Source organism: Stenotrophomonas sp. TWI819, from assembly GCF_039673075.1.
Classification (GTDB): Bacteria; Pseudomonadota; Gammaproteobacteria; order Xanthomonadales; family Xanthomonadaceae; genus Stenotrophomonas; species Stenotrophomonas rhizophila_B.
In genome coordinates this window covers 157,449-175,643 of record NZ_JBDJKY010000004.1, presented here as the reverse complement: position 1 = coordinate 175,643, position 18,195 = coordinate 157,449, and the positions used below count along the sequence as shown (strand labels likewise).

The following is an 18,195-nucleotide window of genomic DNA, read 5'->3' as shown; positions in this document are numbered from 1 at the left end:
AGCCCAGGTTCCGGCCGAGGCCTATCAGGCAAGTCTGTTACTGGCTGAATAGGGAGGCGTATCCGGATACTCACCCGCGGCGAAGCCGGCCTGCAGCTGCTGCCACCACACCGGATTGAAAAGAGGCGCGAAATGCTCGCGCACCGCCGCCAGCTCGGGTGCCGGCAGGCCCATGAACATCCAGAACCGTTCTGGAAACACATCCCGTGGACCGATCTGGAACCAAGGTTCGTCGGCCAGCGCTTCTTCCTCGTTGCGCGGTGTTGGCCAGGCGCAGAAGGTGCACTCGGTGACGAGGCAGAGCTCATCGTAGTCGTAGAACACTGCACGCCCGTGGCGTGAGACACCGAAGTTCTTCGGCAGCATATCGCCAGGAAAAATGTTGTTGCGCGCCATGTCGGTGATCGCCTGCGCATAGTCGAGCGCGGCGACGCGACGGGCCTCGGCGGTCTGCTCCCGCAGGTACAGGTTGAGCGGACGGAAACGCCGTTGCACGTAGCACAGCGCAATCACCAAGTCCTCGCCCTCTTCATGCACGCTGCTGGCGCACTGGGTCAACAGTTCCTCGCGCAGCGCTGCGGAGAAGCGCGCCCGCGGGAAGCGCAGGTGCCGATAGGGCTGCGCGTCGAGCAGCCGGCCGACACGGTCCAGGTTGAACACCAACGCATACTTCTCTTCAACCTGGTGCCGGGTCATGGTCTTGGGCCAGGCAAAACGGTCCCGGATCAGCTTGAACACCAGCGGATAGCTGGGCAGGGTGAACACCGCCATGACCATGCCGGGCGTGCCCTCGGCATGCACGAGCTGCTCGCCCGGCTGTTCCTGGAAGTGACGGAAGAAGGTGCGATAGCGTTCGGTCTTGCCCTGCTTGGCACGCCCGAGCACGGTGTAGATTTCATCGACCGGCTTGCCTGGCAGCAGGCTGCGCAGGAACACCACCGCATCACCGACGGTGGTCAGATCGGCCTGAAAATAGCTGCGCGAGACACCAAAAAGATGTGCCACATCGCGGCGCCGGGTCAGTACCGCATCTACGCGCAGGCCACGCTCGTCATGCACCAGCGCGATCACGCAGGGCGAGAAGCGATGCTCACCGAACACGCGCCCCACCAGATAGGCGCGACGCTCGCGATAGAACACGGTGTCGAGCAGTTCAATGCTGCGCACGGGGTAGTCGCCCCAGTGCGCCAGATCATCCTGCAGGCGCACGGCGATCGCGGCGGCGCAGCGCAGCTGGTGCGCATACGGCACGTCGAATCGGTAGTCACCGAGCACCCGCATGAACGCGTCCGCAGGGCGCGTGGGCGAGAGGGTATAGCTGTGCCGCGCGACCGGATGGGTAATGGCGTCGGAGGGTTCAACATCCATCGCCATGAACTCGATCGCCCCGTCCACACCGCGGGTGGCGAACAGCCGCCGCGCCAGCGTGTTGTAAAACGTCTTGTACAGCTCGGCGTCGATCAGCCCCGCCAGCAACGCCGCATAGGCCGTGCGCACCTGCAGCCACAGCGCGCGCGCGCCAATCCGCTCACCGGCTATACGGCGTAGCGCATCGACGGTCTCGGCAATGCACTGGTCGTACAGCCCGATGCGCTCCACCGCATCCTGCCGGGCACCGGCCCAGTCACGCTGTTCGAAACGCTGCCGCGCACGCCGGCTGATCGCCGCGAAGCGCGCATGGTACTCCTCGAAACCATCGCGGATCAGGCGCGCGAGCGCGTCCGGCGATGCACTCATGCGGCACCGCCGGCGGGGCATGGAACGTTCTGGCAGGAACAGCGACCGTGCATGCATCCACTTCCACAGGACCTGCCGCCACCTTACGGCAGCGACTGGGCGCTTGCCCAGCCACCGCCCACAAAAAAACCCGCGCCGAAGCGCGGGTTCTTCATCGATCACCGCAGCCGCGGGACCGCTTCGTTACAGCGCAGACAGCGCGCTGTTGAAGGTGGTGCTCGGACGCATCGCGGCGCTGGCCTTGGCCACGTCCGGACGGTAGTAACCGCCGATGTCGACCGGCTTGCCCTGCACCGCCGCCAGCTCGCCAACGATGGTCTGCTCGTTCTCGGCCAGTGCCTTGGCCAGCGGAGCGAAGCGGGCCTTCAGCGCGGCATCGTCATCCTGCGCGGCCAGGGCCTGGGCCCAGTACAGCGCGATGTAGAAGTGGCTGCCGCGGTTGTCGATGCCACCGAGCTTGCGCGACGGCGACTTGTCGTTGTCCAGGAACTGGCCGTTGGCCTGGTCCAGGGTCTTGGCCAGCACGGTGGCACCGGCGTTGTCGTAGCGGTTGCCCAGGTGCTCCAGCGAGGCCGCCAGCGCAAGGAACTCACCCAGCGAATCCCAGCGCAGGTAATCCTCTTCCACGAACTGCTGCACGTGCTTGGGCGCCGAACCACCGGCACCGGTCTCGAACAGGCCACCACCGGCCATCAGCGGCACGATGGAGAGCATCTTGGCGCTGGTGCCCAGCTCCATGATCGGGAACAGGTCGGTCAGGTAGTCGCGCAGCACGTTGCCGGTCACCGAGATGGTGTCCTCACCCTTGCGGATGCGGTCCAGCGAGAAGGCGGTCGCTTCCACCGGGGCCAGGATGCGGATGTCCAGGCCATTGGTGTCGTGATCCTTCAGGTAGGTCTCGACCTTGGCGATCACCTGCGCATCGTGCGCGCGGGCGGTATCCAGCCAGAACACCGCCGGGGTGCCGCTCAGGCGGGCGCGGTTGACGGCCAGCTTCACCCAATCCTGGATCGGGGCGTCCTTGGTCTGGCACATGCGCCAGATGTCGCCGGTCTGCACGGCGTGCTCGAACACCACGGTGCCCGCCTCATCGGTGACGCGCACGGTGCCGTCGGCCGGAATCTGGAAGGTCTTGTCGTGCGAGCCGTATTCCTCGGCCTTCTGTGCCATCAGGCCGACGTTCGGCACCGAGCCCATGGTGGCCGGGTCGAAGGCGCCGTGGGTGCGGCAATCGTCGATTACGGCCTGGTACACACCCGCATAGCAACGGTCGGGAATGACGGCCTTGGTGTCCTGCAGCTTGCCGTCGGCATTCCACATGCCACCGGAGTCGCGGATCATCGCCGGCATCGAGGCGTCGACGATCACGTCGCTGGGCACGTGCAGATTGGTGATGCCCTTGTCCGAATTGACCATGGCCAGGCCCGGGCGCTTGCCGTACTCGGCGGCCAGGTCGGCCTTGATCGCTTCCTGGGTCGCTTCGGGCAGCTGCGGCAGGCGCGCGAACAGATCGCCGATGCCGTTGTTCGGATCGAAACCAGCCTGCTTGAGCACGTCGGCGTGCTTGGCCAGCACGTCCTTGTAGAACTCTTCGACGACCACGCCGAACATGATCGGGTCGGACACCTTCATCATGGTGGCCTTGAGGTGCAGCGAGAACAGCACGCCCTTGGCCTTGGCATCGGCGATCTGCGCCTGCACGAACGAGGCCAGCGCATTGCGGCTCATCACCGCGGCGTCGACGATCTCACCGGCCTTGACCGCGGTCTTTTCCTTGAGCACGACGCTGCTGCCGTCGGCTTTGAACAGTTCGATCTTCAGGCTGCCGGCAGTGGCCAGCGTGGCCGACTTCTCGCTGCCGTAGAAGTCACCGCCGTCCATGTGCGCGACATGCGACTTGCAGTCCTTGGACCACTTGCCCATGCGATGCGGATGCTTGCGGGCGTAGTTCTTGACCGACAGCGGCGCGCGGCGGTCGGAGTTGCCTTCGCGCAGCACCGGGTTCACCGCGCTGCCCTTGACCTTGTCGTAGCGCGCCTTGATATCGCGCGAAACGTCGTCGGTCGGCACGTCCGGGTAGTTCGGCAGTGCGAAGCCCTGGTCCTGCAGTTCCTTGATCGCGGCCTTCAGCTGCGGCACCGAGGCGCTGATGTTGGGCAGCTTGATGATGTTCGCGTCCGGGGTGGTCGCCAGCTGGCCAAGTTCGGCCAGGTGATCGGCCTCTTTCTGGTCGTCTTTCAGGTAATCCGGGAACAGGGCCAGGATGCGGCCGGACAGCGAAATATCACGGGTTTCCACGGCGATGCCGGCGGTGGCGGTGTAGGCCTCGACGATCGGCAGCAGCGACTGCGTGGCCAGGAACGGGGCTTCATCGGTGAGTGTGTAGAGAATCTTGGGCGTGTTCGACATGGGGGATCAGGGCTCTCTTGCAGATCTCGTGAATGATGGCCGACGGCAATGCCGGGCCGCGTGCAACCGTGTCGCGTGCAGGGCCTCGCACAGCCTGGCCCGCACTTTCCCCGGGGACCGCGCCAACCAACGGCGCGCACGGCGGGAAACCCCAGCATTGTCGCGTTTTCAGCCCCCCGGAGCAAAGCCATCCCATACGCAAACGTACTGGAACGCTGTGGTCCGGCCGGTCGGGATTGGGATGCGGCGCTGGCACCCCAACGGGGCGGCGATGGTATCGGTTGCAACCGTCCTGACGCAGCGTGCTTCGGAAGGGCACCCATAAAAAAGACGCAGCCTCGCGGCTGCGTCCATCGTGAGCCTGTTGCCGGGAGAGAGTCGGCGTCTGGGCTTACTTGACCTCAAACTCCTGCGGCGATCCTGCCGCCTTACCATCTACCATGACTTCCGCGCGGTACTTGCCCGCCGGCCAGCCATTGGCATTCTTGAAGGAGATGTTGGTGGTCTCGGCACCGGTGGCGTTGACCACCTGGTTCTGCTCACCGGCGACCTGGCCGTTCTGGAAGGTCAGCTTGGCCGCCACGTTGGCGTTGTTCGCGCTGCCATCGGTGCGGATCGAGACGATGATGTCGTCCTTCGGCGCGAACAGCGCGACGGAAGTAACGGTCTTGTCGGCTGCGGCGGTCTTGCCAACGGTAACGGCCGAAACGTTCACCCCTGCTGCAGCGGTCATCGGCTGCGGCGCGGCTTCGGTCATCGGGGCCGGGGCGGCCGGCGTCATCGCGGCGGGCTGCGCGTTGTTGTCAGCGGTGTCTTCTTTCTTCTTGCAGCCGGCCAGGGCCACGGTAGCGAGAAGCGCGGCGAGAACGGCAGTACTGATGGACGACTTCTTCATGTGAGGTTGCTCCTTTGTAGATGATGGGCAGTACAGCGGATCAGGCTTTGGGCGGCAGTTTCAGGGTCTGGCCCGGTTGGATCTTGTCCGGGTCGTCCAGTACATCGCGGTTGGCCTCGAAGATGCGCTTCCACGCATTGGCATCACCCAGTTCCTGCTTGGCGATCTTGGAGAGCGAATCGCCCTTCTGCACCGTGTAGGTGCCCCCGACCTTTTCCGCAGTGGTATCCACCGAGGAGGTCACGCCCGAAAAATCGACCTGATCGACCTTTTGCGCGGTGGTATCAACGCTGGCGCTGACACCGGAAAAGTCGACTTTCTTATCGGTACTCATCCATACACTCCCGTCTTGATTGACGACATGGGAGGCACGGTGTCACAGCCCTTGTTAATGGGGCATGGCGTGGATGTGAAGACGTGCGGAACCCCTACTGGCGCAGGTCCCGGACGGTGCGCGCCGGGGCGGCGATGCCCGGGCTGGCACGCCACGGGTTGATGTCCAGCCCGCCGCGGCGGGTGTAACGCGCTTCCACTTCCAGCCACTGCGGCTGGCAGCGCTGGGTGATCTCGCTGAAGATCCGCTCCACGCACTGCTCGTGGAACTCGGCGTGCTCGCGGTAGCTGATCAGGTATTTCAGCAGGCCGTCGCGGTCGATCTTCGGGCCGCGGTAGCGCACGCTGACGCTGGCCCAGTCCGGCTGGCCGGTGACCGGGCAGTTGGACTTGAGCAGGGCCGAACTCAATGTTTCGGTGACCACCTCATCGGCATCGGCGAACAGGAACTCCGGGGCCGGCGGGCCGTAGCGCTCAATGGTCACCTCGCGCTCGTCCAGCGACTCGCCCTCGGGCTCTTCCACCAGCGGCGGCACCCCGAGCACCACCGTCACCACCGCCCCGGCACACGCCGACAGATCGCGGGTGATACACAGGCGCGCGGCCGCGTCATCCTCGAAACGCGTGCTGTTGAGCGAGTTGAGATACAGCTTGAACGACTTGGATTCGATCAGGTTCGGCGAGGTGCACGGCACGCTGACCGTGGCCACGGCCACGCGCGGTTTGCCGCGACCGTCCAGCCAGCTCAATTCATAGGCCTGCCAACGGTCATGGCCGACGAACGGCAGCGCCGCCTCGTCCAGGCCGATCTCCTCGCGGGCGCCACGGCGCGGGATGGGGAAGAGCAGGCCGGGATCGTACTGCGACGGGTAAGCCACCTCGCGACCGAGGCTGGAGTCCTGGGGGGTATTCATGCCGCCATTTTACGCCGGTAGGCGCGCGGCGTCCGGCGGCGAAAACGAAAGGCCCCGGCCAACGGCCGGGACCTACCGTCGTTTCACCCCGCCGCAGGCACAGCCGGCGTCCCGTTGAGATAATCCAGGCTCACCTGCAGGAGCGCGCGCAGGCCTACATCCAGCGCCTTCTCATCGAGCAGGAACTTTGGCGAATGGTTGGCCGGCGCCGTGGCCGGATCGATGCCCTCGCTGGTGGAGCCCACGAAGAAGAACATGCCCGGCACCTGCTGGGCGTACAGCGAGAAGTCCTCCGCCCCCATCTGCAGCGGCGGCTCGTAGACATTGCCCTCGCCCACCACGGCCTGCAGGCTAGGCAGCATCCGCGCGGTAAGGGCCGGATCGTTGACCGTGGCCGGGTTGCCCTCGGACTCGTAGATCTCGGTTTCGGCTTTGGCCCCGTGCGCGGCTGCGGTGTGCTCGGCTACGTTGCGCAGGTCGGCGAAGATCTGCTGGCGCATGCCCTCATCGAAAGTGCGGATGGTGCCGACCATCTCCACTTCATCGGGAATGATGTTGTAACGGATGCCGCCCTTGATCGCGCCGAAAGTCACCACCGCCGGCTGCTTGGACAGGTTGGCACGGCGGCTGACGATGGTCTGCGCGGTGCCGACCAGGTCGGCGGTGGCCACGATCGGGTCCACCCCGTTCCACGGCGCCGAGCCGTGGGTCTGGCGACCGATCACCTTGATCCCGAACCGGTCCGAGGCGGCCATCAGCGGGCCGCCACGCACCGCGATCTGGCCGGCCGGCACGCTGGAGAACACATGCAGGCCGAACACGGCTTCGGGCTTGAAGTCCTTGAACAGCCCCTCCTTGAGCATCAGCGCCGCACCGCCCTCTTCCGGCGGCGGCGCGCCTTCCTCGGCGGGCTGGAAGATCAGCATGACTTCGCCGGGCAGGTTGGCGCGCATCTTCACCAGCGCATCGGCCACGCCCAGCAGGGTGGCGGTGTGGGCGTCGTGGCCGCAGGCATGCATCACCCCGACGGTCTCGCCGCGGTAAGTGCTGGTGGCCTTGGAGGCGAAGGGCAGCCCGGTCTGTTCGGTCACCGGCAGCGCATCCATGTCCGCACGCAGGGCGATCCGCGGGCCGGGCTTGCCGCCCTTGATGATGGCCACCACGCCGTGGTGGGCGATGCCGGTCTGCGGCTTCAGGCCCATCGCGCGCAGGCGCTCGGCCACCTTGGCCGAGGTGCGTTCTTCGCGGTTGGACAGCTCCGGGTGCTGGTGGAAGTCACGGCGCCAGTCGATCACCTGGGCCTTGAGGCGGGTCGCAGCGGCGGCCACTTCCGGGCGTTCGGCGGGGGCGGCGGCGGCCAGGCCGGGGGCGGCCAGCAGCAGGGCGGACATCAACAGCGACAGACGGGGCATTGAAGGTCTCCACGGGTCAGAACGGCGGTCGAACCTGAATGTAGGGCATCGGCGCCGGTCGCGCTGTAACTTTCTGCCCCGGCAAACGTTCATGCATGGAACCTCATCCGTCACATCCGGTCTGATCGCCCGTCCCATCCGTCATGCATGAAAGGCCACGGGCGACGAGTATGCTTTGCGCCTAGCCAACCGGGCCCCCGCCCTCCGCCAGCCCTCGGGAGTTATTGAATGTCGCGTTTCTGGAAGATCGTGCTGCTGGTGGTCGCAGTGCTGGTGATTGCCGTTGTGGGTATGCGCCTGATGGGCGGCAAGAAGGGGGATGCAGGCGGCCCGGCAGTCGAAGGGCGCCAAGGCGGTGATCCGGCCAATGCCGGCCCGGTGCCGGTCACGGTGATCGATGCAGTCCGCCAGGACGTGCCGGTCTACGCCAGCGCGTTGGGCACGGTAGCGGCGATGAACACCGTCACCGTGAGCCCGCAGGTCGGTGGCCAGCTGATCAGCCTGAACTTCAAGGAAGGCCAGGAAGTGAAGAAGGGCGACCTGCTCGCGCAGATCGATTCGCGCACCCTGCAGGCCAGCTACGACGAGGCCGCGGCGGCCAAGCGCCAGAACCAGGCCCAGCTCGCCACCGCCCGCTCCAACTACCAGCGCTCCAATTCGGCCGAATACCGCCAGTACGTGGCCAAGACCGACCTGGATACCCAACGCAATCAGGTGGCCCAGTTCGAAAGTGCCGTGGCCGCCAACGAGGCCAGCATGCGCGCCGCCCAGGTGCAGCTGCAGTACACCCGGGTGACCGCCCCGATCTCCGGCATCGCCGGTATCCGTGCGGTCGACGCCGGCAATATCGTCAGCGCCGGCACCGCGCTGGTGACGCTGACCCAGATCCACCCGATCCACGTCGTGTTCAATCTGCCCGAGCGCCAGCTGCCGGCCGTGCGCGAGGCCCAGGCCGCTGGTGCGGTGGATATCGCCGCACTGGACCGCAACGACGCGCACGTTCTGACCGACGGCGGAAAGCTGGACGTGGTGGACAATCAGATCAGCAGCGACAGCGGCACCTTCCGCGCGCGCGCCCTGTTCGACAACGCCGATAATTCGCTGTGGCCGGGCCAGTTCGTCAACGTCCGCATGCAGCTGCGCACCATCGCCGGCGGCGTGGTGATCCCGACCCAGGCCGTGATGCGCGGGCCGGACGGTGAGTACGTCTACATCGTCACCCCGGACAGCACCGTGGCCATGCAGATGGTGAAGAGCGGCGTGGAAGTCGGCGACAGCCAGGTGCAGATCACCGAGGGCCTGAAAGGTGGCGAGCGGGTCGTGAGCGAAGGTCAGTTCCGGCTCAAGCCGGGCGCCAAGGTGACCGCGCTCAAGCCGGGCGAAACCCCGGCCGCACCGACCGAAGCCGAGCTCAAGGCCGCCCAGCAGCAGGGTGGCGGTGGACGCCGCGGTGGCGGTCCGCGCTGATCGCGCCCGCCCTACGTACCTGACGCCGGCCCACGTGCCGGCGTTCGCCTGATCCAACGCAGCACGACGCACCAGCAAGGACCCGCCCGTGGGCTTTTCGACGATTTTCATCCGCCGCCCGATCGCCACCTCGCTGCTGATGGCGGGCCTGCTGCTGCTCGGCATCCTCGGCTACCGCCAGCTGCCGGTGTCGGCGCTGCCCGAGATCGATGCGCCCAGCCTGGTGGTGACCACCCAGTACCCCGGTGCCAACGCCGTCACCATGGCGTCGCTGGTGACCACGCCGCTGGAGCGCCAGTTCGGGCAGATCTCCGGGCTGGAGATCATGACCTCCGATTCGTCGGCGGGGCTGTCCACGATCATCCTGCAGTTCTCGATGGACCGCGACATCGACATCGCCGCGCAGGATGTGCAGGCCGCGATCCGCCAGGCCACCCTGCCCTCCTCGCTGCCCTACCAGCCGGTCTACAACCGGGTGAACCCGGCCGACGCGGCGATCGTCACCCTCAAGCTCACCTCCGACACGCGCCCGCTGCGCGACGTCAACAATTACGCCGACTCCATCCTCGCCCAGCGCCTGTCGCAGGTGCAGGGCGTGGGTCTGGTCTCCATCGCCGGCAACGTGCGCCCGGCCGTGCGCATCCAGGTCAACCCGGCGCAGCTGTCCAACATGGGCTTGACCCTGGAAGAGCTGCGCAGCGCGCTGACCCAGGCCAACGTCAACGCGCCCAAGGGCTCGCTCAACGGCAAGACCCAGTCCTACTCGATCGGCACCAACGACCAGCTGACCAGTGCCGCCGAGTACCGCGACACCATCATCAGCTACAAGAACGGCCGCCCGGTGCGCCTGTCCGATGTGGCCAACGTGATCGACGGCGTGGAGAACGACCAGCTGGCTGCGTGGGCCGATGGCAAGCCGGCGGTGCTGCTGGAAGTGCGGCGCCAGCCGGGCGCCAACATCGTGCAGACCGTCGAGCGCATCCGCGCGTTGCTGCCGCAGCTGCAGAACGTGCTGCCGGCCGACGTGCATCTGGACATCTTCAACGACCGCACCGAGACCATCCGCGCCTCGGTGCATGAAGTGCAGTTCACCCTGATCCTGACCATCGGCCTGGTGGTGGCGGTGATCTTCGTGTTCCTGCGCCGCCTGTGGGCGACCATCATTCCCTCGGTGGCGGTGCCGCTGTCGCTGGCCGGCACCTTCGGTGTGATGGCGTTCGCCGGGATGTCGCTGGACAACCTCTCGCTGATGGCGCTGGTGGTGGCCACCGGCTTCGTGGTCGACGATGCGATCGTGATGATCGAGAACATCGTGCGTTACATCGAACAGGGCAAGAGCGGGCCGGAAGCGGCCGAGATCGGCGCGCAGCAGATCGGCTTCACCGTGCTCTCGCTGACCATCTCGCTGGTGGCGGTGTTCCTGCCGCTGCTGCTGATGCCCGGCGTGACCGGCCGCCTGTTCCATGAATTCGCCTGGGTGCTGAGCATCGCGGTGACGCTGTCGATGCTGATCTCGCTGACGCTCACCCCGATGATGTGCGCCTACCTGCTCAAGCCCGATGCGCTGCCCGAGGGCGAAGACGCGCACGAGCGGGCGGCTGCCGCAGGCAAGACCACCGTGTGGTCGCGCACCGTGGGCCTGTACGAACGCAGCCTGGACTGGGTGCTCGACCACCAGCCGCTGACCCTGGCCGTCGCTGCCGGCGCGCTGGTGCTGACCGTGGTGCTGTACCTGGTCATTCCCAAAGGCCTGCTGCCCGAGCAGGACACCGGCCTGATCACCGGTGTCGTGCAGGCCGACCAGAACATCGCCTTCCCGCAGATGGAGCAGCGCACCAAGGCCGTGGCCGAAGCGCTGCGCAGCGACCCGGCAGTGACCGGTGTCTCGGCCTTCATCGGCGCCGGCACCATGAACCCCACGCTCAACCAGGGCCAGCTGTCGATCGTGCTCAAGGAGCGCGGCGACCGTGATGGGCTCGATGAGATCCTGCCGCGGCTGCAGAAGGCCGTGGCCGGCATTCCCGGGGTGGCGCTGTACCTCAAGCCGGTGCAGGACGTCACCCTGGATACCCGCGTGGCCGCGACCGAGTACCAGTACTCGCTGTCGGACGTGGACAGCGCGCAGGTCGCGCTGCAGGCCACGCGCCTGACCGAGGCGCTGCGCCAACGCCCGGAACTGGCCGACGTGGACAACAACCTGTCCAACCAGGGCCGCGCACTCGAGCTGACCATCGACCGTGACAAGGCCAGCGTGCTCGGCGTGCCGATGCAGACCATCGACGACACGCTGTACGACGCCTTCGGCCAGCGCCAGATCTCCACCATCTTCACCGAGCTCAACCAGTACCGCGTGGTGCTGGAAGTGGCGCCGGAGTTCCGCACCAGCACCGCGCTGATGAACCAGCTGGCGGTAGCCTCCAATGGCGCCGGCGCGCTGACCGGCAGCAACGCCACCAACTTCGGCCAGGTCACCTCGTCCAACTCGTCCACCGCCACCGGCATCGGCGCGCAGAACACCGGCATTCCGGTCGGCGCCGGCAACATCATCCCGCTGGCCGCCCTGGCCGAGAGCAAGGTCACCAGCACCCCGCTGGTGGTCAGCCACCAGCAGCAGCTGCCGGCGGTCACGGTGTCGTTCAACATCGCACCGGGCTATTCCTTGTCCGATGCGGTCAAGGCGATCGAAGAGACCAAGGCGGGCCTGGAGATGCCGTCGCAGGTGCACGCACAGTTCATCGGCAAGGCCGCCGAGTTCACCGGCAGCCAGACCGATGTGGTGTGGCTGCTGCTGGCCTCGCTGGTGCTGATCTACATCGTGCTGGGCGTGCTGTATGAGAGCTACATCCACCCCTTCACCATCATCTCCACCCTGCCCCCGGCCGGCGTCGGCGCCCTGCTGGCGCTGATGGTGTGCGGGCTGCCGTTGTCGGTGGACGGCATCGTCGGCATCGTGCTGCTGATCGGCATCGTCAAGAAGAACGGCATCATGATGGTCGACTTCGCGATCGAGGCCCGGCGCACCGGTGCCAACGCGCATGAGGCGATCCGTCGTGCCTGCCTGCTGCGCTTCCGCCCGATCATGATGACCACCGCTGCCGCGATGCTCGGTGCATTGCCGCTGGCGCTGGGCACCGGCATCGGCTCGGAACTGCGCCGCCCGCTGGGCATCGCCATCGTCGGCGGCCTGCTGCTTTCCCAGCTGGTGACGCTGTACACCACGCCGGTGATCTACCTGTACATGGAGCGCTTCTCCGAGCGCCTGCGCCAGCGCCGCGAACAGCGTGCGCTGCGTCATGGCCATGGCCCGGTGCAGGAGCCGCAAGCGTGACGATGAGCACCGCAGGCCGTTGCGGAGGCGTTCGATGAACATCTCCGGTCCGTTCATCCGCCGCCCGATCGGCACCGCCCTGCTGGCCATCGGCCTGTTCGTGGTCGGCGTGATCTGCTACCTGCAGCTGGGCGTGTCGGCGCTGCCGAACATCCAGATCCCGGTGATCTTCGTGCACGCCAACCAGGCCGGCGCGGATGCCACGACCATGGCGTCCACGGTGACCGCGCCGCTGGAACGCCACCTCGGCCAGCTGCCGGGCATCGACCGCATGCGCTCGTCCAGCTCGGAAGGCAGCTCGCTGGTCTTCATGATCTTCCAGAGCGACCGCGACATCGATTCGGCCGCGCTGGACGTGCAGACCGCGATCAACTCGGCGCAGTCCGACCTGCCCGCCGGGCTGGGCACGCCGATGTTCCAGAAGGCGAACCCGAACGATGACCCGGTCATCGCGATCGCGCTGACCTCGGAAACGCAGTCGGCCGACGATCTCTACAACGTGGCCGACTCGCTGCTGGCCCAGCGCATCCGCCAGATCACCGGCGTGTCCTCGGTGGATATCGCCGGTGCCTCCACGCCGGCGGTGCGCGTGGACGTCAACCTGCGCCTGATGAACGCCCTCGGCCTGACCGCCGACGATCTGCGCAACGCGGTGCGCGCAGCCAACGTGACCTCGCCGACCGGCTTCCTCACCGATGGCAACACCACCACCGCGATCATCGCCAACGACTCGGTGGCGCGCGCGGCCGACTTCGCGCAGCTGGTGATCAAGACCGCCGACAACGGCCGCGTGATCCGCCTGCAGGACATCGCCAACGTCTACGACGGGCAGCAGGACGCCTACCAGGCCGCGTGGTTCAACCACAAACCGGCGGTGGTGATGTACGTGTTCACCCGCGCCGGCGCCAACATCGTGGAGACCGTGGACCGGGTGAAGGCGCAGATCCCGACCCTGCGCGACTACCTGGAACCGGGCACCACGCTCACCCCCTACTTCGACCGCACCCCGACCATCCGTTCCTCGCTGCACGAAGTGCAGATCACCCTGCTGATCGCGCTGGCGATGGTGGTGTTGACCATGGCGCTGTTCCTGCGCCGGCTCGCCCCGACCCTGATCGCCGCGGTGACCGTACCGTTGTCGCTGGCCGGTGCGGCGCTGGTGATGTACGTGCTGGGCTTCACCTTGAACAACCTGAGCCTGCTGGCGCTGGTGATCGCGATCGGCTTCGTGGTCGACGATGCGATCGTGGTGATCGAGAACATCATGCGCCACCTCGACGAGGGCATGACGCGCATGCAGGCCGCCCTCACCGGCGCGCGCGAGATCGGCTTCACCATCGTTTCGATCACAGCCTCGCTGGTGGCGGTGTTCATTCCGCTGCTGTTCGCCGAAGGCATGATGGGTGCGTTCTTCCGCGAGTTCACCGTCACCCTGGTCGCGGCCATCGTGGTCTCGATGATCATCTCGCTGACGCTGACCCCAGCGCTGTGCAGCCGCTTCCTGAGCGCACATGCCGATGCCGGCGCACCCAGCCGCTTCGGCCGCCTGCTCGACGCCGGCCACGACCGCATGCTGCGGATCTACGTAAAGCTGCTCGACTTCTCGCTGCGTCATGCACTGCTGCTGTCGCTGACCCCCCTGCTGCTGATCGGCGCGACCATCTTCCTGTTCGGTGCGGTCAAGAAGGGCGCGTTCCCGGCCCAGGACACCGGCCTGATCTGGGGCCGCGCGAATTCCAGCGCCACGGTCTCCTTCGACGACATGGTCAACCGCCAGCGCCGCATCACCGACATGCTGATGGCCGATCCGGCGGTGAAGACCGTGGGCGTGCGCCTGGGCAGTGGCCGCCAGGGCTCCAGCGCGCAGTTCAACGTTGAACTGAAATCACGCAAGGACGGCCGCCGCGAAACCACCGCGCAGGCCCTGGCCCGGCTGAGTGCCAAGGCCGACCGCTACCCCGATCTGCAGCTGCGCCTGCGCGCGATCCAGGATCTGCCCAGCAACGATGGCGGCGGTGCCAGCCAGGGTGCGCAGTACCGAGTGTCGCTGCAGGGCAACGATTTGGCCCAGCTGCAGGAGTGGCTGCCGAAACTGCAGGCCGCGCTGAAGAAGAACCCGAAGCTGGCCGACGTCGGCACCGACGTGGACGCCGCCGGCCTGCGCCAGAACATCGTGATCGACCGGGCCAAGGCCGCACGCCTGGGCGTCTCGGTCGGCGCCATCGATGGCGCGCTGTACGGCGCCTTCGGCCAGCGCCAGATCTCCACGATCTACTCGGACATCAACCAGTACAGCGTGGTGGTCAACGCCCTGCCCGAGCAGACCGCGACGCCGGGCGCGCTCGACCAGATCTACGTGCGGGCCGGCAATGGCGAGATGGTGCCGATCACCGCGGTGGCCGAGCAGGTGCCGGGGCTGGCGCCATCGCAGATCACCCATGAAAACCAGTACACCACGATGGAACTGAGCTACAACCTCGCCCCCGGCACCAGCATGGGCGAGGCCAAGGCGATCATCGACAGCACGGTCAACGGCATGCGCATGCCCGGTGACATCCGTCTGGCCGAGGACGCAGGCTTCGGCTTCGATTCGGACCCGATGGCGATGTTGATCCTGGTGATGGCGGCGATCATCACCGTCTACCTGGTGCTGGGCATGCTGTATGAAAGCCTGATCCACCCGGTCACCATCCTGTCCACGCTGCCGGCGGCGGGCGTGGGTGCACTGCTGGCGCTGTATGGCACCAATACCGAGCTGTCGGTGATCTCGATGATCGCGCTGGTGCTGCTGATCGGCATCGTCAAGAAAAACGCGATCATGATGATCGACTTCGCCGTGGTGGCGCAGCGCGAGCACGGCAAGACGCCGTTGGAAGCCGCCCGTGAGGCCAGCATCGTGCGCTTCCGCCCGATCATGATGACCAGCATGGTGGCGATCCTGGCCGCAGTGCCGCTGGCGATCGGCCTGGGCGAAGGCTCCGAGCTGCGCCGCCCGCTGGGCATCGCGATGATCGGCGGCCTGCTGTTCTCGCAGAGCCTGACCCTGCTCAGCACCCCGGCGCTGTACGTGATCTTCTCGTGCCTGCGCGAGCGCTGGGTGGCTCGCCGGGCGCGTCGCCGCGAGAAACGCGCCTTGAAGCGGGCCGCCGCCGCGCGATGAAGGCAATGCGTCTGCCGTGAGTGGGTGGGGCGTGCGCGGCAGGTACCGACCGTGGGTCGGCGCCTGCCGGATTGACGCCTCCGGCCCAAAAGAGAACAATTCGCATCAGCCACGGTCCTGCACTGCCCCCCGCGATGCCCCGCTGCCGCTGACGCGGCACGCCTGACGACTCAGCCACCCCCTCTTTTCCGCTTTCTTCTGATCGCGGACGGTGTGCTGCTGTCCGCGGAGGACCCCCACAACATGCGCCAGTCTGTGTCTTCGCTCCCGGCCGTGGTGCCGGGCCGCCGTGCCCTGCGCCCGGCCCTGCTCGCCCTTTCCCTTGCCGCCGCCTGCACCGCCCACGCCCAGTCCGCCCCGGATGGAGGCGTCCGGGCGCGCTCGGCCACCGATCTGGATGCGATCAAGGTCACCGCCGAACGCACCCATACCGACACCGGCGCCCTGGGCGACCGTGCCGTACGCGATACCCCCTTCGCGATCTCGGTAGTGGGCCGCGAGGACATCGAGAAGCGCCAGGTGGTCTCGCTTGGCGAGGCCTTCCTCACCGATCCGTCCGTGGTCACCCAGGTCAGCGCCTACGCCAGCGGCTGGAGCTCGCCGATCCGCAACCGCGGCATCGATCTGAGCTACGACAGCTACCGCGTCAACGGCCTGCAGGTTTCTTCGTGGGGCACCGAGTGGCCGTTGGAAGTGATGGAACAGGTGGAGCTGCTGAAGGGTCCCGGTGGCTTCATGTATGGCTTCGGCCAGCCCGGCGGCATCGTCAACTACGTGACCAAGAAGCCGACCGAGGTCACCACGCTGTCGGCGCAGCTCGGTTGGCGCGAGGCGGGCATCGTCAGCGGCCAGGTCGATGTGGGCGGGCGCTTCGGCAACGAAGACATGTTCGGCTACCGCTTCAATGCGTACCAGGAGAAAGGCGAGACCTTCAACGGTGGCGACGTGAACCGCAAGGTCGGCGCGCTGTCGCTGGATGCACGCCTGAGCGACCGCCTCACCTGGACCTTCGACGGCGTGTTCCAGTCGCGTGATCTCAGCAACGAATCCCCGCAGTACTACTTCATCGGCCTGACCGAGCTGCCGCGCCCGCTGGCCGGCGACATCGACAACAGCATCGACGGCAGCTACTACGACACCCGCTCCAGCCTGCTCTCCACCGCGTTGAACTGGCAGATCAACAGCGACTGGAAGGCCAGCCTGAGCTATGGCGTGACCACCTCCTGGAATGACGTCAACAAGATCTTCGCCTACATCGATGACGTCAACGGCGACTACGACATCAACACCTACGAGCTCGGCGGCAAGAGCGAGTGGAAGCTGGCCCAGGCCATCGTGCAGGGCCGCTTCCAGACCGGCCCGCTGTCGCACCAGGTCGTTGCCGGCGTCTCCCACCAGACCGGCCTGGGCTGGGACCGCCCGTACGAATGGAACACCCTCGGCCGCGGCAACATCTATCAGCGTCCGACGCTGCGCCACGATGCGGTCGGCTCACGCGTGCTCAGCCGCGGCAGCGAAACCGTGCAGCAGGCAGTGTTCGTGAGCGACACCGTCAGCTTCGCCGATGGCTGGTCGCTGCTGGCCGGCGCGCGCTACAACGACTTCGAAAACAAGGGCGCGTACCACACCTATCCGGTCACCCCGACCTACGCCCTGATGTACAAGCCGGCCGATGCCGTGACGCTGTATGCCAGCTACGTCGAATCGCTGGAAGCCGGCAGCCGCGTGGGCAGCGATTACATCAATGCCGGCGACGTGCTCGACCCCACCATCAGCAAGCAGTACGAGATCGGCGCCAAGATCGAGTACCCGCGCTGGAGCGCCAATGCGGCCGCCTTCCGATTGGAGCGTGGCGCGAACATTGACCTGATTACGTCCGCCGGCAAGCTGCTGGTGCAGGACGGCATCACCCTGTACGAAGGCGTGGAAGTCAGTGGCGATGTGCGCCTGACCGATGCCTTCACCCTCGGTGGCGGCGTGACCTGGCTGGACCCGACCTACGACAAACTCTCCCCGGGCAGCGCCAGCCAGGAAGGCAACCGCACCGCCGGCGCCGCCCGCTGGCAGGGCGTGCTGCACGCCGACTACAGCATCCCGCAGATCGAGGGCCTGAGCGTGTACGCACTGGCCCGCTACTACGGTGACGTCTACTACGACGCCGACAACACGCTCAAGCTGCCCGACTACACCCTGGTCAACGCGGGCGTCGGCTACCGCATGCAGGCCGCCGGCCACCCGGTCACCTGGCGCGCCGGCGTGGAGAACCTGGCCAACAAAAAGTACTGGTCCAACGCAGGCGTGGGCCTGCCGCGCACCTTCGCGGTCAGCGTGCGGTTCGATATGTAAATTGCACCGGTTCCGCTTTTCGATGCGCACCGACCCACTGTCGGAGGGTCGGCGTGGGTGGGTGGACGGGACCGTTTCGCGCCATGGATGGCGCGAATCGAGCTTACAAGGACGTACTTGCTGCGTGTCCCGGCAACCCACCCACGCCGACCCAGCCCCGCAGACAGAGGTGTCCCCTTCACCCCGCTCCGGCA

At 66.6% G+C, this 18,195-nt stretch carries 10 protein-coding genes; 4 read left to right on the top strand and 6 right to left on the bottom strand.

Annotated elements, in window-relative coordinates:
• Positions 1-24: 24 nt before the first annotated feature.
• The 6 genes from aceK to ABE463_RS07400 all read right to left on the bottom strand — a co-directional run bounded on the left by aceK (position 25) and on the right by ABE463_RS07400 (position 7,700).
• Positions 25-1,737, bottom strand: a complete 1,713-nt coding sequence (aceK, locus tag ABE463_RS07425) for a bifunctional isocitrate dehydrogenase kinase/phosphatase (RefSeq protein WP_346467703.1) — start codon at positions 1,735-1,737, stop codon at positions 25-27.
• A 183-nt stretch (positions 1,738-1,920) separates the two neighbouring features.
• Positions 1,921-4,146 carry an NADP-dependent isocitrate dehydrogenase gene (locus ABE463_RS07420; RefSeq protein ID WP_346467702.1) on the bottom strand — a complete coding sequence of 742 codons (2,226 nt, stop codon included), beginning with the start codon at positions 4,144-4,146 and terminating at the stop codon, positions 1,921-1,923.
• Positions 4,147-4,537: 391 nt separating this feature from the next.
• Positions 4,538-5,041 carry a hypothetical protein gene (locus tag ABE463_RS07415; protein ID WP_346467701.1) on the bottom strand — a complete coding sequence of 168 codons (504 nt, stop codon included), beginning with the start codon at positions 5,039-5,041 and terminating at the stop codon, positions 4,538-4,540.
• 40 nt (positions 5,042-5,081) lie between these two features.
• Complete coding sequence (locus tag ABE463_RS07410) at positions 5,082-5,375, bottom strand: LysM peptidoglycan-binding domain-containing protein (protein WP_121040566.1); 294 nt, start codon at positions 5,373-5,375, stop codon at positions 5,082-5,084.
• Between the two features lie 94 nt (positions 5,376-5,469).
• Positions 5,470-6,288 carry an NADPH-dependent 7-cyano-7-deazaguanine reductase QueF gene (gene queF / locus ABE463_RS07405; RefSeq protein WP_121040568.1) on the bottom strand — a complete coding sequence of 273 codons (819 nt, stop codon included), beginning with the start codon at positions 6,286-6,288 and terminating at the stop codon, positions 5,470-5,472.
• Positions 6,289-6,371: 83 nt separating this feature from the next.
• Entirely contained in the window at positions 6,372-7,700 is a 1,329-nt protein-coding gene (locus tag ABE463_RS07400) for a M20 family metallopeptidase (protein ID WP_259258863.1), read from the bottom strand.
• 228 nt (positions 7,701-7,928) lie between these two features.
• On the opposite strand from ABE463_RS07400, the gene ABE463_RS07395 reads away from it, so the two are divergent.
• From ABE463_RS07395 to ABE463_RS07380, 4 genes are all read left to right on the top strand, one after another.
• Complete coding sequence (locus ABE463_RS07395) at positions 7,929-9,167, top strand: efflux RND transporter periplasmic adaptor subunit (RefSeq protein ID WP_346467700.1); 1,239 nt, start codon at positions 7,929-7,931, stop codon at positions 9,165-9,167.
• An 88-nt stretch (positions 9,168-9,255) separates the two neighbouring features.
• Positions 9,256-12,495, top strand: coding sequence for an efflux RND transporter permease subunit (locus tag ABE463_RS07390; RefSeq protein ID WP_123729978.1), 3,240 nt, complete (start codon positions 9,256-9,258; stop codon positions 12,493-12,495).
• Positions 12,496-12,529: 34 nt separating this feature from the next.
• Positions 12,530-15,655 (top strand): efflux RND transporter permease subunit, encoded by a 3,126-nt coding sequence (locus ABE463_RS07385; RefSeq protein WP_346467699.1) that lies wholly within the window; start codon positions 12,530-12,532, stop codon positions 15,653-15,655.
• A 243-nt stretch (positions 15,656-15,898) separates the two neighbouring features.
• Positions 15,899-18,001: a TonB-dependent receptor gene (locus ABE463_RS07380; RefSeq protein WP_346467698.1), complete on the top strand. Its 2,103-nt coding sequence runs from the start codon at positions 15,899-15,901 to the stop codon at positions 17,999-18,001.
• Positions 18,002-18,195: the final 194 nt, after the last annotated feature.

Coding starts and splice junctions, on each gene's coding strand:
- ABE463_RS07420 (WP_346467702.1), bottom strand. CDS start 4,146: ATGTCGAACACGCCCAAGATTCTCTACACACTCACCGATGAAGCCCCG.
- ABE463_RS07380 (WP_346467698.1), top strand. CDS start 15,899: ATGCGCCAGTCTGTGTCTTCGCTCCCGGCCGTGGTGCCGGGCCGCCGT.
- ABE463_RS07385 (WP_346467699.1), top strand. CDS start 12,530: ATGAACATCTCCGGTCCGTTCATCCGCCGCCCGATCGGCACCGCCCTG.
- ABE463_RS07410 (WP_121040566.1), bottom strand. CDS start 5,375: ATGAGTACCGATAAGAAAGTCGACTTTTCCGGTGTCAGCGCCAGCGTT.
- ABE463_RS07400 (WP_259258863.1), bottom strand. CDS start 7,700: ATGCCCCGTCTGTCGCTGTTGATGTCCGCCCTGCTGCTGGCCGCCCCC.
- aceK (WP_346467703.1), bottom strand. CDS start 1,737: ATGAGTGCATCGCCGGACGCGCTCGCGCGCCTGATCCGCGATGGTTTC.
- queF (WP_121040568.1), bottom strand. CDS start 6,288: ATGAATACCCCCCAGGACTCCAGCCTCGGTCGCGAGGTGGCTTACCCG.
- ABE463_RS07415 (WP_346467701.1), bottom strand. CDS start 5,041: ATGAAGAAGTCGTCCATCAGTACTGCCGTTCTCGCCGCGCTTCTCGCT.
- ABE463_RS07395 (WP_346467700.1), top strand. CDS start 7,929: ATGTCGCGTTTCTGGAAGATCGTGCTGCTGGTGGTCGCAGTGCTGGTG.